A 13,719-nucleotide genomic window follows, 5' to 3' on the forward strand; every position below is an offset into this window, starting at 1 on the left:
TAGGTTGAGTGAGTGACGACTGCCGCATCGCAAGAGGCATTCCTGCGGGCGTTCCACGCTGAGCGCCCGGCGGTGACCGCGGAAGCGTTCGGCCGCGGCCGCGCCCCGGACGGCCGGTCCAGCTATGAGCTGCCGTCTCCGGCCTGTACGGCCTGGGTCCGCTCGATGGGGCGACCGTGGAGCGGTTGCGTGCGGCCTTCGATAGGCGACGTAGCTGTCATACCGGACGCCGATGGCCGCCTGGACGTCTTCGCCCTCTTCGGCGACGGCACCATCAGGTGCGCCTGGCAGAATATCGCCGGCAACGACAATGACTGGTCGGCTTGGCATTCGCTCGGCGTACCCGAAAGCTCGTAGGGTGGATGAGGGCTCGATAGGCGTGGATCACTCCTCTACTCCCTTACTGCTCTCTTCCCCTACTGCCCCTCGGGCTCGAAATCCTCCACGAAGTAGCTGTCGTGCCGGATCCGAAAGCGCTTGAGTTCCTCGCCGCCGCGCTGCGACATCTCCGCGACCCGCTCGAAGTACTCCTCGCGCGGGGCGCCCGGGGAGAAGAGCAGGAGCATGGACATGGGCTCGTCGGTCACGTTCTTGAAGGCGTGCAGACCGCCGACGGGTACGTACAGGAAATCACCCTCGCGGCCCGTGACCCACCTCTCGCCGTTGTAGAGCTCCAGCTCGCCGGAGAGAATATAGAAGGACTCCGACATCGCCTTGTGGAAGTGGGCCTTCGCTCCGGCGGCCTGCGCACCCAACTCCAGCTTGTAGAGGCCGAATTCGCCACCGGTCGACTCATTGGTGGCGAGGTAGTGCGTAGAGCTGCCGCTGGGCGAGGAGATGTCGGGCGGGGTGTTGGCCGGGCGAAAGGCCGCGTTCACCTCGCCCTTGTCACCGTGGTAGCGGGGCTCCGGGTATTCGAGGAATTCCGGGTACGACATGATGCGCTCCTCTTCGCAGGTCTCCACCAGCATGGTGGCTGCCGCCTCGGGAACGCGGCATCGGACCCGCGAACGATCTCGGGTCGGCCCGGGGCGGAGGACGGGAGACCTACGGGGTGGTGTCTGGCGGACCACGTGGCGGAGCCGCATATCGGTGCTCTCCCCTCCCCGCCCCTTCCCGTTACCAAGGGCTCCGCCCCTGGACCCCGAGGCCCGGGGCCCGGGAAACGCGGCCCGGGGCCAGGGGCCTGGGGCCGGGGAACGCGGCCCGGGGAGCGGGGCCCGGGGAGCGGGGCCCGGGGAGCGGGGCCCGGGGAGCGGGGCCCGGGGAGCGGGGCCCGGGGAGCGGGGCCCGGGAAAAGCGGCCCGGGGAGCGGGACATGGGGCCTGGGGCCTGGGGCTTGGGGCCTGGGAACGCGGCCTGAGGAGTGCGGCCCGGGGAGCGGGGCCCGGGCGGCGGGGCCTGGGGCCTGGAACGCGGCCCAGGGAACGCGGCCTGAGGACGCGGCCCGGGGCCCCGGGCCTGGAACGCGGCCTGGGGACGCGGCCCAGGGAACGCGGCCTGAGGAGCGGGACCCGGGGAGCGGGACCCGGGGCCTGGGACCTGGGGCCTGGAACGCGGCCCGGGGAACGCGGCCCGGGGCCCAGGGCCTGGGGCCCGGGGCCTGGGGCCCGGGGCCTGGGGCCCGGGGCCTGGGGCCCGGGGCCTGGGGCCCGGGGCCTGAGGCCCGGGGCCTGAGGCCCGGGGCCTGAGGCCCGGGGCCTGGGGCCCAGGGAACGCGGCCTGAGGAGCGCGGCCCGGGGAGCGGGAGCCGGGACCCGGGGCCTGGGGCCTGGGGCCTGGGAACACGACCCAGGGAACGCGGCCTGAGGAGCGCGGCCCGGGGAGCGGCCCGGCGCAGGCCAAGGCCCGTCGGACACCTCTAGGCGTGTTGCGACACGCTGAGGCTCCGGTGCAGGTACGCGAGCCTCGGAGCAGGCGGCGCACCTCCCGGATGGGGTAGCGTGCCGCCCCATGGTCGATGACGACGGGGGAGCTCGCCTGGTGCGGGCAGGGCAGTTGCTCGCCGATTCCTGGCGGGGGTTCTGGTTCGACAACGGTACGGAGGAGATCGCCGGCCGGCTGGCCGAGGCGGAACGCCTTTACGACTCGGTCGCGGGCCGGGGGGCGCCCGGCGACGCGGCGCCCGCCGAGGCGGAGGTCGCCGACGGCGAGGTCGTCGATGCCGAGGTCGCGGCCACGATCGCCATCGGACGTTCCACCATCGCCGCGTTCGCCCTGCGGCTGGCCGTGGATGTGGACCACGACCTCAACTCCGGGTGGGACTGGGACGACGAGGGCCCACCGCTCGGCGAGATGGAGTGGGACGAGGACGGCGCCACCGCCGCGCTCGCCGACCAGAGCGTCGCGGCAGCGCGGGCGGCGCTCGACGCCGACCCCGACGATCCCTTGGTCCCCTTGCAGTTGGGGCAAGCGCTCGCCTGGACCGGCGACCGCGAGGGTGCCGTCGCCGCGTACGAGGAGGCGTTGCGGAGGGATCCGTGGGACGGCACCGCGCATGAGTGCCTGGCGCAGCTCGAGGTGACGCCCGCGGAGCCGCCGCCCGCCGGGGCGGGCGATCCGATCAGCCGACGCCCCTATGGCTTCGCCGTCCTGCACGAGCAGGGCCGTATCTCAAATTCCGACTGGTTCGAGGAGCGACGGCTGTTCGGGACCCTCTCCGCTGCCCGCGCGGACGCCGACGCGTGTCTGCGGGAGATCGGGGACCTGGAACGAGAGTTCCTCGACGGCATGATGAAACTGGAGCTGGAGATACACCGGCCCGGCAGGCCCGTCACCACCTACGATTTGATCGCCCGGGTGCCGGATGCCCCGGATACCGGACCGTTCGACATCGACTGGTCGGGCATCCCCCTCGATGAACCCCTGGAATCACCACTGCCCCCTGGACGCCTTTTGCGGATGGACGACAGGGCCTGCTTCTACGGGTCCAGGGAGCCCAGCGCGGTGAGTCATTGAGCCCTGCCGCCGAGATCGGCATAAATGCAGAGCCGGGACCGGACCGAGCCCATAGGGTCCGTCCCATGGTGATTGCGACTGTCCGCGAGTGGAGCGACGAGGAGGGGTGGGGCGTACTCGATTCCCCCGGGACTCCCGGCGGCTGCTTCGGCCACTTCTCCGACATTCAGGTGACCGGCTTCCGCACGCTGTCGCCCGGACAGCAAGTGGACCTCACCTGGGAAGCCCCCGGCTTCAAACAGGACGGGTACGACTACCGCGCGGTGAGCATCGTGCCCCGGCCTGCTGAATCCTGACCGCTGACTCGCCCACGGGTCACCGCGCCAGGGCTCGGACCACGGACCACCCGGGCCGCGGAATACCGATAAACGGGATCGAGTACGTATCAGCGGCGGGTTTCGATCTTCATGTCGCCACGCGTCACATTGCGAATGTGGTCACTGGCGAGCAGGCCGTGCGGGGCACCGAGTTCGATCGCGCTGGCCTCGTCCAGGCGGGCCAGTTGGGAGGCGGTGAAGTCGACCTCCAGGGCACCCAGGTTGCCCTCCAGCTGCTCGGGCGTGCGTGCGCCGATGATCGGTGCTGTCACGCTCGGGTTCCGCAGGGTCCAGGCCAGTCCGACCTGGGCGGGTGTGTGGCCCAGGTCGGTTGCGACCTCCTTCAGTACATCGGTGATCGCGAGGTTACGTTCGGTGAGCGTGCCCAAGGCGAAGTTGAAGCTCTTGCGGGTGCCGTCGTCGGATGCGATGTTCGTCGCGGTCAGGTCGTCGCGGCTGTACTTGCCGGTGAGCACCCCGCCGGCCAGCGGTGAATACGGGACCACGCCCAGTCCCATCTCGCGTGCCATGGGGATCAGGTCACGTTCCCCGGTGCGCTCGATCAGGTTGTACTCGATTTGCAGCGCGACCAGCGGTGACCAGCCGCGCAGGTCGGCGATCGCCTGCATGCGCGATACCTGCCAGGCCGGGGCGTTGGAGATGGCCACGTACAGGACCTTGCCCTGCCGGACCAGATCGTCCATGCCGCGCAGGATCTCCTCGACCGGCGTCGTGAAATCCCACACGTGCAGATAGAGCAGATCGATGTAGTCCGTATTCAGCTGTCGCAGGCTGGCTTCCACCGACGCGAACAGGCTCTTGCGGTGCGGGCCCCCGGAATTCGGATCGCCGGGACGGCGCAGCGTCGTGTATTTCGTGGCCAGTACCAGGCTTTCGCGGTTGTCACGGGTGAATTCGCCCAGCAGCCGCTCGGAGCTGCCATTGGTGTAGGTGTTGGCGGTGTCGATGAAGTTGCCGCCGCGCTCGACGTAGAGGTCGAACAGCTTGCGCGCCTCGTCCTGCTCGGCGCCCCAGCCCCACTCGGTGCCGAAGGTCGCCGCGCCCAGCGCCAGCGGTGAGACCCGTAGTCCTGAGCGGCCCAGCAGCCGATAGGTGTCGAGGGTGAGCGACATCGTGTCCTCCTGTGCTTGTGATCCGCTGTCGAAAACAAGCCTGTGGCCGCCACGAGCCGGGGATAAGGGAAGGAAGTTCCTGGGAATGCCAGTCCTACTCTGATCGTTGGATCGGCCATGACGACCCGCACCGTGGACGCGCCAGACGCGATAGACGCGCCAGACGCCACAGACGCGATAAAGGAGCTGGCCGCGTTCCTACGGACCCGGCGCGAACGGCTGAACCCCGACGATTTCGGCCTGCCGTCGCGTCGGCGGTCCCGGCGGACCCCGGGACTGCGCCGCGAAGAGGTCGCCGAACTGGCCGGGATCAGCATCGACTACATCGTGCGGCTGGAACAGGGCCGCGGGCTGCGGCCCTCAGTGGACGTGGTGGAGGCGCTGTCCCGGGCGCTGCGCCTGGGCCCCGACGAACGCGGCTACCTCTTCGACCTGGCCCAGCAGCGCCGCCCCCGCGACGCCGACAAGCCCGCCACCACCGCGGTGCCGCCGCTCGCCCGGCTGGTCGCCGACCTGTCGCCGCTGCCGGCCATGCTGCTGAACCACCGCTACGACATCCTGGCCTGGAACGGCGAAATGGCGACGCTGCTCCTGGACTTCGACACCCTGCCACCGGCGCGGCGCAATGCGATGTGGCTGTGCCTGACGCATCCGCGGATACGCGAGTTCTATGTCGACCGCGAACGCGTCGTAAGGGAGGGAATCGCCCATCTGCGCGCCGCCTGGGCCGCGCATCCGGAGGACAAGGCGCTGACCGACCTCATCACCGAATTCACCACTCATGATGAGGAATTCGCCCGCTTGTGGGCCGAACGAGACGTCAAGGTCAATGGCCGCGGGCACAAGGTGATACGGCATCCTGACGCCGGTGTGCTCACACTGCATTTCGAAGTGCTCATGCCACTTCAAGATCCGGACCAGCGGTTGCTGATCTACCGCGCCGCGGATGATGAGAGTCAGTCGGCCTTGGACCGGTTGTTCGCACGGTGATGTCGAAGCCGCACGGTGATGTCGAAGCCACGCGGTGACAAGAAGCCGCACAGTGGCAAGGGACACGACTACCGCCACCCGCGGCAATGGGATCAGACGGTGAGGACGAGCTTGCCCCGGAGGTGACCGCCGTCGAGCAGCCGGTGCGCGTCGGCGACGCGCTCGAACGGGAACGTCTCCTGCACATGGACCCGGAGCCTGCCCTGTTCTACGAGTTCGACCAGACCTCGCAGGGCGACCGGATCGGGGTCGACCGCGATGCCGCTGAACCGCATACCGGCCGCCTCGTACGTGGCGGCGAGCCCCGAATCCTCCTCGGCGACCGCCGTCACCAGGTGACCGCCCGGGCGGAGCACTTCGAGCGACCGCTCGACGGTGTCGCCGCCGATCGTGTCGAGCACGACGTCGATGTCTCGGACCGCCTCGGTGAAGTCGACCGCCGTGTAGTCGATCACCTCGTCGGCGCCGAACCCCTCGACGAACTTCCGCTTGCTCCCGCCGGCGGTCGCGATCACGTGCGCGCCGAGCGCCTTCGCGATCTGGATCGCGACGTGGCCGACCCCGCCACCACCGCCGTGGACCAGGACGCGGTCGCCCTCGGTCACACCGCCGAGGTCGACGAGACCCTGCCACGCCGTCAGCCCGACGATCGGCAGCGCCGACGCCTCGACGTGCGAGAGCGACGCCGGCTTGCGCACCAGGTGCAACGCCGGTGCCGACACGACCTCGGCGTACGCGCTCGCCGCCCGCGGGAACAGCGGCATCCCGAACACCTCGTCGCCGGGCCTGAACCGCCACGTCTGCGGCGACTCCTCGACCACGCCGCTGATGTCCCAGCCGAGGATGAACGGCGGCCGGCCGATCAGCGGGAACTCGCCGGCGCGCAGGCGCGCCTCCAGCGGGTTCAGCCCGATCGCCTTGACGCGGACGAGAACCTCGGTCGGGAGGGGCTGGGGCTCGGGCGCGTCCACGATGGTGAGCACCTCGGGACCGCCGAGCGTCTGCTGGGTGATGACTCGCATGACTCTCCTGGCTTTCTCATGACTCCTGCCTTTGGGGAGGAGAGCACCCAGGCTAGGTTTCCGATAGGAACCGGCAGGTACCTCTGGCGCGGGTACCTTTGGCGCCATGAGCGGTTTCGGTCCCGGTGATTTCTTTCTCGCCGACTGTCCGGCGCGTCTGGCGGTCGAGCTGATCGCCGACAAGTGGACGGTGGTCGTGCTCTACGGCCTCAGCCAGGGCCCGGTGCGCCATGGCGAGCTGATCGAGCTGATCGGCGGCATCTCCCGCAAGATGCTCACCCAGACGCTCCGACGGCTCGAGGCGCACGGGCTCATCCGCCGCCACGCCTACGCCGAGGTGCCGCCCCGCGTCGAGTACGAGCTCACCCCGCTCGGGGCGACGCTGATCGATCCGATCCACATGCTGACCGAGTGGGCGAGGGCGAACGGCGACGCGGTGCTCGACGCGCTCGACGCCGGTCCGGAGCCGGTCGCCCATGGCGAGTGACGACGGCCTCAGGGGGTGGTCGCGGTGCGGCGGAAGTCGCTCGGGTTGACGCCTCGGACCCGTTTGAACGCCGCGCTGAAACCGAACGGGTCGGAGTAGCCCACGGTCCGGGCGACGTCCGCGACGGTCGCGGCCTCCCGGTCGACCAGGAGGTCCGCCGCGAGCGTCATGCGCCAGCGGGTGAGGTAGGTCAGCGGGGGTTCGCCGACCAGATCGGCGAACCGCTTGGCCAGCGTCGAACGCGACACCCCGGCACGCTCGGCGAGCGCGGCGACCGTCCAGGGTGCCGCCGGTTCGGCGTGCAGCAGCCGCAGTGCGTGGCCGACCACCGGGTCCCGCTGGGCGGCCCACCAGGCCGGGGGCTCGCCACCGGGCCGGTCGAACCACTCGCGCAGCGTGCAGACCAGCATCCAGTCCAGCAGCCGGTCGAGGACGACCTGCTGGCCCGGCGTGTCGACGGCGACCTCGGCGGCGAGGTGGTCCAGCACGGGGTCGGACGTGCCTCCGGCGTCCACGCGCAACACGACGGGCAGCGCGTCCAGCAGCCGGCGGCTGATCTCGCCGCGCACGGGGTAGGCGCCGACGATCAGGGTGGTCGTCGCATCGTCGCCGTCACGGCGGCTGTCACCGGCGTCCCCGCCGCAGTCGCCACCGGCATCCCCGCCGCAGTCGCCGCCGGTGTCCCCGCCGTCGTCGTGCCAGCCACGCCGGTGCCTGGTCCCGCCCTGCTCGGGCGTCGCGCAGTGCTCGCCGCAGGCGATCGGTTCGGCCCGGGTGCCGACCTCGTCGACGAAGGTGAACGTCCCAGGGCCGCGTACGACGACCGTCTCGCGGGCGCGGAGCGGCTCGGGCGGACGGTGCTCCGGCACGATCCAGCCCGACCCGGTGAGGACCGTGCACAGGGTCAGCGGCGCGCCGTCCACGAAGTGGAGTGCCCAGGGCGGGGACAGGGTCGAGCTGCCGAACAACGAGCCGTGGGCTCGCACCCCGCGGATCAGGTCACTGAACGCGTCCACCTCAGTGAGTTTAGACGAATACACAGGTGATCCGGCTCTTCAGCCATGGGGTCGTCCGAATCGGCCGTGTTCAATCGGCGTCATGGGCAACGACACCCTTGCCCCCTCCCATATCCAACTCACATATCCGGAAGGCCGTGATGAGCACCGACGCCAGTTCGCTGACCGCCCAGGACCTCGACTTCCTCCGCCGGCCCCTGCACGGGTTCCTGTCCGTGGCCGAGGGGCCGATCCCGCCACAGCCCCGGCCGGTGTGGTTCGAGGCCACTGCCGAGGGCACGATCCAGCTGTTCACGGCCCCGGACTCGGTCAAGGTGCGGCGCCTGCGCCGCGACCCCCGCGCCTCGATCGTCGTCGCCGCCCCCGTGGGTGAACGCGAGCGCTGGCTGTCGGTCGCCGGCCGCACCACGCTGGAGGCCGACGGAGCGCACGAGCTGTGCGCCCGTCTGGCCGCTCGCTACTGGGATCTCGACGATCCGACCCGTGCCAATGACCTCGCCGAGATCCTGGCCACGGAGCAGATCCGTCTCGTCATCCACCCGGAGACCGTGAGTCGCTTCACGTATTGACCCCCGCGACGGCCTGTCAGGGCACAACGCCATGTCAGGGGCCGTGTCAGGGGCGTGACAGGCCGGTGTCAGCCGCGGCCGGGACCGTGTTGGGCATGAAGAGTTCGGCGATCGCAGTTTCCGGGCTGCGCAAGACATATGGCGACAAAGTCGTGCTCGACGGCATCGACTTCGAGGTCGCCGCGGGATCGGTTTTCTCCATGCTCGGCCCGAACGGGGCGGGCAAGACGACGACCGTGAACGTCCTGACGACGTTGATGAAGGCCGACGCCGGGACCGTGCGGGTCGCCGGGCACGACGTGGTGACCGGGGTCAAGGAGGTGCGCGCGGTCATCGGCGTGACCGGTCAGTTCGCCGCGGTGGACGAGCTGCTGTCGGGCCGGGAGAACCTGCGGCTGATGGCGGACCTGAGGCGCGTGCGCTCCGGCGACCAGGTGGTCGGGCTGCTGCTGGAGCGGTTCGACCTGGTGGAGTCGGCGGACAAGATGGCGGCGACCTACTCCGGCGGTATGCGCCGGAAGCTGGACCTGGCCATGACGCTGGTCGGCAACCCGCGGATCATCTTCCTGGACGAGCCGACGACCGGTCTTGACCCGCGCAGCAGGCGCGCGATGTGGGGAATCGTCCGCGAGTTGGTGGCCGACGGCACCACGATCTTCCTCACCACCCAGTACCTCGACGAAGCCGACCAGCTCGCCGACCGGATCGCGGTGCTCGACCAGGGCCGCCTGGTCGCCCAGGGCACCTCCGAGGAGCTCAAGCGCCAGGTCCCCGGCACCCATGTGCGGCTCCGGTTCGCCGGTCTCCGCGAACTCGACGCGGCGGCGGGGGCCCTGCCCGGGTCCACGCGGGACGACCAGGAGCTGACCCTGCGCGTGCCCAGCAACGGTGACTCGAAGTCGCTGCGGGCCCTGCTGGACAGGCTCGACGAGCACACGATCACCGCGGAAGAGTTCTCGGTGCACACACCGGACCTCGATGACGTCTTCTTCGCCCTGACCGGTCACGCCACACATGCCACACAGGCCGCGGACACCACGCAGACCACACACACCACACCCGCCACCACGGAGGCGATCGCGGAATGAGCACTGTCTCGACGTCATTCGGCGACACGGCGATCATGCTGCGTCGCAACTTCAAGCACACGGTCAGGAATCCGGTCACGGTCTTCCAGGCGGTCCTGTTTCCCGTCGTGATGATGCTGATGTTCGTCTACGTCTTCGGCGGCGCCTTCAAGGTCACCGGCGAGTACATCGACTACGCGGTGCCGGGCCTGACCGTCATGGCCATCACCTACGGGCTGGGCCCGACCGCGGCGGCCGTGAACGGCGACATGACGAAGGGCATCAACAACCGGTTCAAGGCCATGGACGTCTCCCACGGCGCCGTGCTGGCCGGTTATGTCGTCTCCACCACGGTGCGCGGTCTGATCGCCGACGCGGTCATCATCGGCGTCGGCTTCGCGATGGGGTTCCGTCCGCACGCCAGCCCCCTCCAGTGGCTCGCCGTGATCGGCCTCATGCTGTTGCTCGCCTTCGCGACCAGCTGGCTCACGGTCGCCATGGGCCTGGCCGCGAAGACCGTGGAGTCGGCGGGCATGGCCACCGTGCCGCTGATCATGCTGCCGTTCCTGAGCAGCGCGTTCGTGCCCGCAGACACGATGGGGACCGGTGTGCGGCAGTTCGCGGAGTACCAGCCCTTCACCCCGATCATCGAGACGCTGCGCGGGCTGCTGTCGGGCGGCCACCCGTCGACCGGCGACGCGTTCGCGGCCGTCGCCTGGTCCGTCGGGTTCACGCTCGTCGGATACGTGTGGGCGATCGCCACGTTCAGGAAGCGAGCGTGACCTCGACCAGCCGGGACCAGCTGACGCGCGTCCCGTCCCGAGTCGCCTCGGCGAACTTCGCGTCGCCGAGGCGGCACCGCACGGCCCGCTCGATCCGGGCCATGTCCGGATGAGCGCGGTCCCGCAGCCCGCGTACGCCCGTGCTCGCCGCGAGCAACCGCGTGGCCTGCTCATGCTCGTCGCGGCGCAGCGCCAGGTCCGCGACCCCGACGAGCACATGCGCGATCACCAGCGCGTGGCCCACCTCGGACGCCGCCGCGCAGGCCGCCGCGCGGTGCGCCCGGACCTCGCCGAGGTCGTCGGCGAGATAGCCGAGCAGATCGTGCGTCACCGCGCGGATGTCCGCACGCTCCGCCTCGTCGCCCAGCATGGCCGTCGCGAGGCCGAGTTGCCGGTGTGCCTCCTCCGTGTCACCCTCCCACCGGGCGAGTTCCGCCCGCGAGAAGGCCAGCTCGGCCAGCGCCTCCGGCCAGGTGACCCGCTCCGCGCACCGCCGCGCCTCGGCGCCGGCGGCCGCGCCGGCGTCCGCGTCGCCCAGCAGCCAGTACAGCTGCGCCTGCCGCGACCGCATCCGGATGACGTCCTCGGGAGCACCGACCTCGCTGACGACCGCGATCGCCTGCTCGTAGCGCTCGCACGCACCGGCGAAGTCGCCGCGTACGGCGAGCAGGTCCGCCAGCTCGGTCAGGGCGAGCGAGATCCCGTACCGCTCGCCGAGCGCCCGGAACTCGGCGAGCGCCGCCTCCAGGTAGCCCTCCGCGGTCGGACGGTCCTGGCCGTCCCGGCTGTTCCGGCCATCCCGCCCGTCCTGCCCGCCCTGCCCGCCCTGCCCGTCCCGCCCGTCCCGCCCGTCCCGCCCGAACATGATCCGCATCTTGCCCATGTGCCACCGGGCCAGCGCGCGCACCCAGGGGTCCTCGTCATCCAGCAGCGGTGCGAACGCGGTCACGGCCGCTTCGGGCGTGTGCAGCATGCGTTCCAGTACCGCGATGAACTTCACCCCCGGGTGGTGGTGGCCGTGCCCGCTGAGCCGGTGCGCCTCGTGGATCCACTCCGCGGCCTGGCGCTCGTCGCCCCGCCCGGAGGTCACGAAGTGCACGATCAGCGCGTACACCAAGGCCCGTACGTCGTCGGGCACCTCCCCGGGCGTCCTGGTGGCCGCGGTGATCAGCTCCAGGCCCTCGGTCCTGCGCCCGCCGAGCCACCAGTACCAGCCCGCGCCCGCCGCGAGCCGCATCGCCGCCCCCGCCTCGCCCGCCGCGAGCGCGCCGCGCATCGCCGTACCGATGTTGTCGTGCTCGGCCTCGAGCACGGCCAGCCACTCCACCTGCTCGGCGCGGCGCAGCCGCGGCTCCGCGGTCTCGGTGAGCTCGGTGAAGTGGGCGAGATGGGCATGGCGCGCCAGTTCCGACTCCCCCGCCTCCGCAAGCCGGTGGCCTGCGTACTCCTTGATCGTGCCGATCATGCGGTAGCGCGGGGCGCCGCCGCCCTCGGCGACCAGCAGCGACTTCTCGGTCAGCGCGGTGAGCAGCTCCAGCACCTGCTCCCGCTCGACTCCGGCGCCCGCGCAGGCCCGTTCGGCGGCCTCCAGGCTCGCCCCGCCCGAGAACACCGACAGCCTCCGCAACACCATCCGTTCGGCGTCGGTGAGCAGTTCCCAGCTCCAGTCGACGACCGCGCGCAGCGTCTTGTGCCGCGGCAACGCGGTACGGCTGCCGCTGGTCAGCAGGCGGAACCGATCGTCGAGCCGGTGGGCGAGCTGGTCGATGGACATGGTGCGCAACCGGGCCGCGGCCAGTTCGATCGCCAGCGGCATCCCGTCCAGCGCCCGGCAGACCCGCACCATCGTCGCCAGCGTATGGTCGTCGGCGGCGAGCCCACGGCGCACCGCCCCGGCCCGGTCCCGCAGCAGCTGGACGGCGGGCGCGGACCCGATCTCGCCGGGGCCCGCGTTCCCCTCAGGCAGGGCCAGCGGCTCGACCGGCCACAGCGCCTCCCCGGTGATGCCGAGCGGTTCCCGGCTCGTCGCCAGTATCCGCAGCCGCCGGCACTCCCCGAGCACCCGGTGGGCGAACACCGCCGCGGACTCGATCACATGCTCGCAGTTGTCCAGGATCAGCAGCGCCTCCCGCTCGCGGATCGCGGCGATGAGCCGGTCGGTCAGCTCCGCGTTCGGGGCCGCGCCGAGCAGGGCGTCCCGGAGGCCGAGCCCGGCGAGCGCGGGCTGCGCCACGTCGCCTTCCGCGCCGATGGTGGCGAGCTCCACCAGCCAGGCCCCGTCCGGAGGTTCGCCTTCGCCGAGCAGCGTGCGCGCGGTCTCCGTGGCCAGCCGGGTCTTTCCCGCGCCGCCCGGCCCGATCACGGTGGTGAGCCGGTGCTCGGCGATCAGCCCGCGGACCGCGGCGACGTCGGCGCCCCGGCCGACGAAGCTGGTCAGCTCGGCGCGCAGGTTGCTCTTGCGGTTCGCTTCCCCCCGCCCAGGCCCGCCACGCCCCGGCTCGCCACGCCCCAGTCCGCCCCGCCCCGGCTCGCCCCGCTCCGGCCCGCCACGCCCCAGCTCGCCCCGCAACAGCGCGATGTGCAGCGCGGCCAGCTCCGGCGAGGGGTCGACGCCCAGCGCGTCGGCCAGCGCCTCCCGCGCGCGCTGGTACACCTGGAGCGCCTCGCTGTCCCGACCGGCCGCGACGAGCGCCCTCATCAGCGCCCCGACGAGCCGTTCCCGCACCGGGTGCGCCGCCACCAGGTCGGTCAGCTCCACCACCAGCTCCGCACCCCGCCCGAGGGCGACCTCCGCCTCGGCCCGCTCCTCCGCGGCGGTCAGCCGCAGCCCTTCGAGACGTACGACCGCGGCCTCGAACGCGGCGCTGTCCCGCGCACCGACGTCCTGCATGGCCGCACCGCGCCACAGCTCAAGCCCCTCGCGCAACAGCCGCGCCCGCCGGGCCCCGTCCTCGGCACTGGCCCACCCCGCGACGACGAGCCGTTCGAACCGAACGGCGTCCACGGCATCGGGCTCCACCATCAGCCGATAGCCGTCCGGCTGCCCCTCGATCACCCCGCCCGGCAGCGCCTTCCGCAGCCGGGAGACCAGCCGTTGCAAGGCGTTCGCCGCATCGGCGGGCGGCTGCTCCCCCCAGATCCAGTCGACGAGCGACGCCTTCGGGACCACCCGTCCCGGCCTGAGCGCAAGGGCGACCAGCAGTCCGCGCAACCGCGCCCCCGGCACGTCGGCCGAGCCGCCGTCGTCCGTGCGAACCTCGAGTGGCCCCAGCATCCCGATCTGCACTCGCTGATTTTGCCACGGGCGTGTCGCGAGGCGTCTTCGGCGATGATGTCGGCGGCGCGGGCGATGGCCGGGGCGCGCGTGGTGCCGGGGTG

Annotated in this window: 13 protein-coding genes; 8 read left to right on the top strand and 5 right to left on the bottom strand. The window is 71.4% G+C overall.

What is annotated here, in order from left to right; all coding sequences use genetic code 11:
• Positions 1–12 precede the first annotated feature (12 nt).
• Entirely contained in the window at positions 13–357 is a 345-nt protein-coding gene (locus ACJX2R_RS18375; RefSeq protein ID WP_413101012.1) for a hypothetical protein, read from the top strand.
• A gap of 59 nt (positions 358–416) precedes the next feature.
• Here ACJX2R_RS18375 and ACJX2R_RS18380 read toward each other — a convergent pair whose 3' ends face one another.
• Positions 417–938, bottom strand: a complete 522-nt coding sequence (locus tag ACJX2R_RS18380; protein WP_413101013.1) for a cupin domain-containing protein — start codon at positions 936–938, stop codon at positions 417–419.
• A 1,015-nt stretch (positions 939–1,953) separates the two neighbouring features.
• On the opposite strand from ACJX2R_RS18380, the gene ACJX2R_RS18385 reads away from it, so the two are divergent.
• Positions 1,954–2,958, top strand: coding sequence for a tetratricopeptide repeat protein (locus tag ACJX2R_RS18385; RefSeq protein WP_413101014.1), 1,005 nt, complete (start codon positions 1,954–1,956; stop codon positions 2,956–2,958).
• 65 nt (positions 2,959–3,023) lie between these two features.
• Positions 3,024–3,254 carry a cold-shock protein gene (locus ACJX2R_RS18390; RefSeq protein WP_413101015.1) on the top strand — a complete coding sequence of 77 codons (231 nt, stop codon included), beginning with the start codon at positions 3,024–3,026 and terminating at the stop codon, positions 3,252–3,254.
• An 89-nt stretch (positions 3,255–3,343) separates the two neighbouring features.
• On the opposite strand, the gene ACJX2R_RS18395 is transcribed toward ACJX2R_RS18390, so the two are convergent.
• Positions 3,344–4,408: an aldo/keto reductase gene (locus ACJX2R_RS18395; RefSeq protein WP_413101016.1), complete on the bottom strand. Its 1,065-nt coding sequence runs from the start codon at positions 4,406–4,408 to the stop codon at positions 3,344–3,346.
• A 117-nt stretch (positions 4,409–4,525) separates the two neighbouring features.
• On the opposite strand from ACJX2R_RS18395, the gene ACJX2R_RS18400 reads away from it, so the two are divergent.
• Positions 4,526–5,398, top strand: coding sequence for a helix-turn-helix transcriptional regulator (locus tag ACJX2R_RS18400; RefSeq protein WP_413101017.1), 873 nt, complete (start codon positions 4,526–4,528; stop codon positions 5,396–5,398).
• 92 nt (positions 5,399–5,490) lie between these two features.
• Here ACJX2R_RS18400 and ACJX2R_RS18405 read toward each other — a convergent pair whose 3' ends face one another.
• The gene (locus ACJX2R_RS18405; protein WP_413101018.1) at positions 5,491–6,420 is read right to left on the bottom strand and encodes an NADP-dependent oxidoreductase; all 930 of its coding nucleotides are present in this window, start codon (positions 6,418–6,420) and stop codon (positions 5,491–5,493) included.
• Positions 6,421–6,526: 106 nt separating this feature from the next.
• Here ACJX2R_RS18405 and ACJX2R_RS18410 point away from each other — a divergent pair, with 106 nt between their 5' ends.
• Positions 6,527–6,907: a winged helix-turn-helix transcriptional regulator gene (locus tag ACJX2R_RS18410; protein ID WP_413101019.1), complete on the top strand. Its 381-nt coding sequence runs from the start codon at positions 6,527–6,529 to the stop codon at positions 6,905–6,907.
• A gap of 8 nt (positions 6,908–6,915) precedes the next feature.
• Here ACJX2R_RS18410 and ACJX2R_RS18415 read toward each other — a convergent pair whose 3' ends face one another.
• Positions 6,916–7,923 (bottom strand): cupin domain-containing protein, encoded by a 1,008-nt coding sequence (locus tag ACJX2R_RS18415; protein ID WP_413101020.1) that lies wholly within the window; start codon positions 7,921–7,923, stop codon positions 6,916–6,918.
• A gap of 140 nt (positions 7,924–8,063) precedes the next feature.
• Here ACJX2R_RS18415 and ACJX2R_RS18420 point away from each other — a divergent pair, with 140 nt between their 5' ends.
• The 3 genes from ACJX2R_RS18420 to ACJX2R_RS18430 all read left to right on the top strand — a co-directional run bounded on the left by ACJX2R_RS18420 (position 8,064) and on the right by ACJX2R_RS18430 (position 10,341).
• Positions 8,064–8,492, top strand: coding sequence for a pyridoxamine 5'-phosphate oxidase family protein (locus ACJX2R_RS18420; protein WP_413101021.1), 429 nt, complete (start codon positions 8,064–8,066; stop codon positions 8,490–8,492).
• Between the two features lie 95 nt (positions 8,493–8,587).
• Positions 8,588–9,580 carry an ATP-binding cassette domain-containing protein gene (locus ACJX2R_RS18425; RefSeq protein ID WP_413101022.1) on the top strand — a complete coding sequence of 331 codons (993 nt, stop codon included), beginning with the start codon at positions 8,588–8,590 and terminating at the stop codon, positions 9,578–9,580.
• A complete protein-coding gene (locus ACJX2R_RS18430) occupies positions 9,577–10,341 on the top strand; it encodes an ABC transporter permease (RefSeq protein WP_413101023.1) in 765 nt (254 codons plus the stop codon). The genes ACJX2R_RS18425 and ACJX2R_RS18430 overlap by 4 nt, the downstream gene beginning before the upstream one ends.
• On the opposite strand, the gene ACJX2R_RS18435 is transcribed toward ACJX2R_RS18430, so the two are convergent.
• Entirely contained in the window at positions 10,325–13,627 is a 3,303-nt protein-coding gene (locus tag ACJX2R_RS18435; protein WP_413101024.1) for an AfsR/SARP family transcriptional regulator, read from the bottom strand. The genes ACJX2R_RS18430 and ACJX2R_RS18435 overlap by 17 nt on opposite strands.
• Positions 13,628–13,719 lie beyond the last annotated feature (92 nt).

It is taken from the genome of Streptomyces sp. Inha503, assembly GCF_047215865.1.
In the GTDB taxonomy this organism is placed as follows: Bacteria; Actinomycetota; Actinomycetes; order Streptomycetales; family Streptomycetaceae; genus Streptomyces; species Streptomyces lycopersici.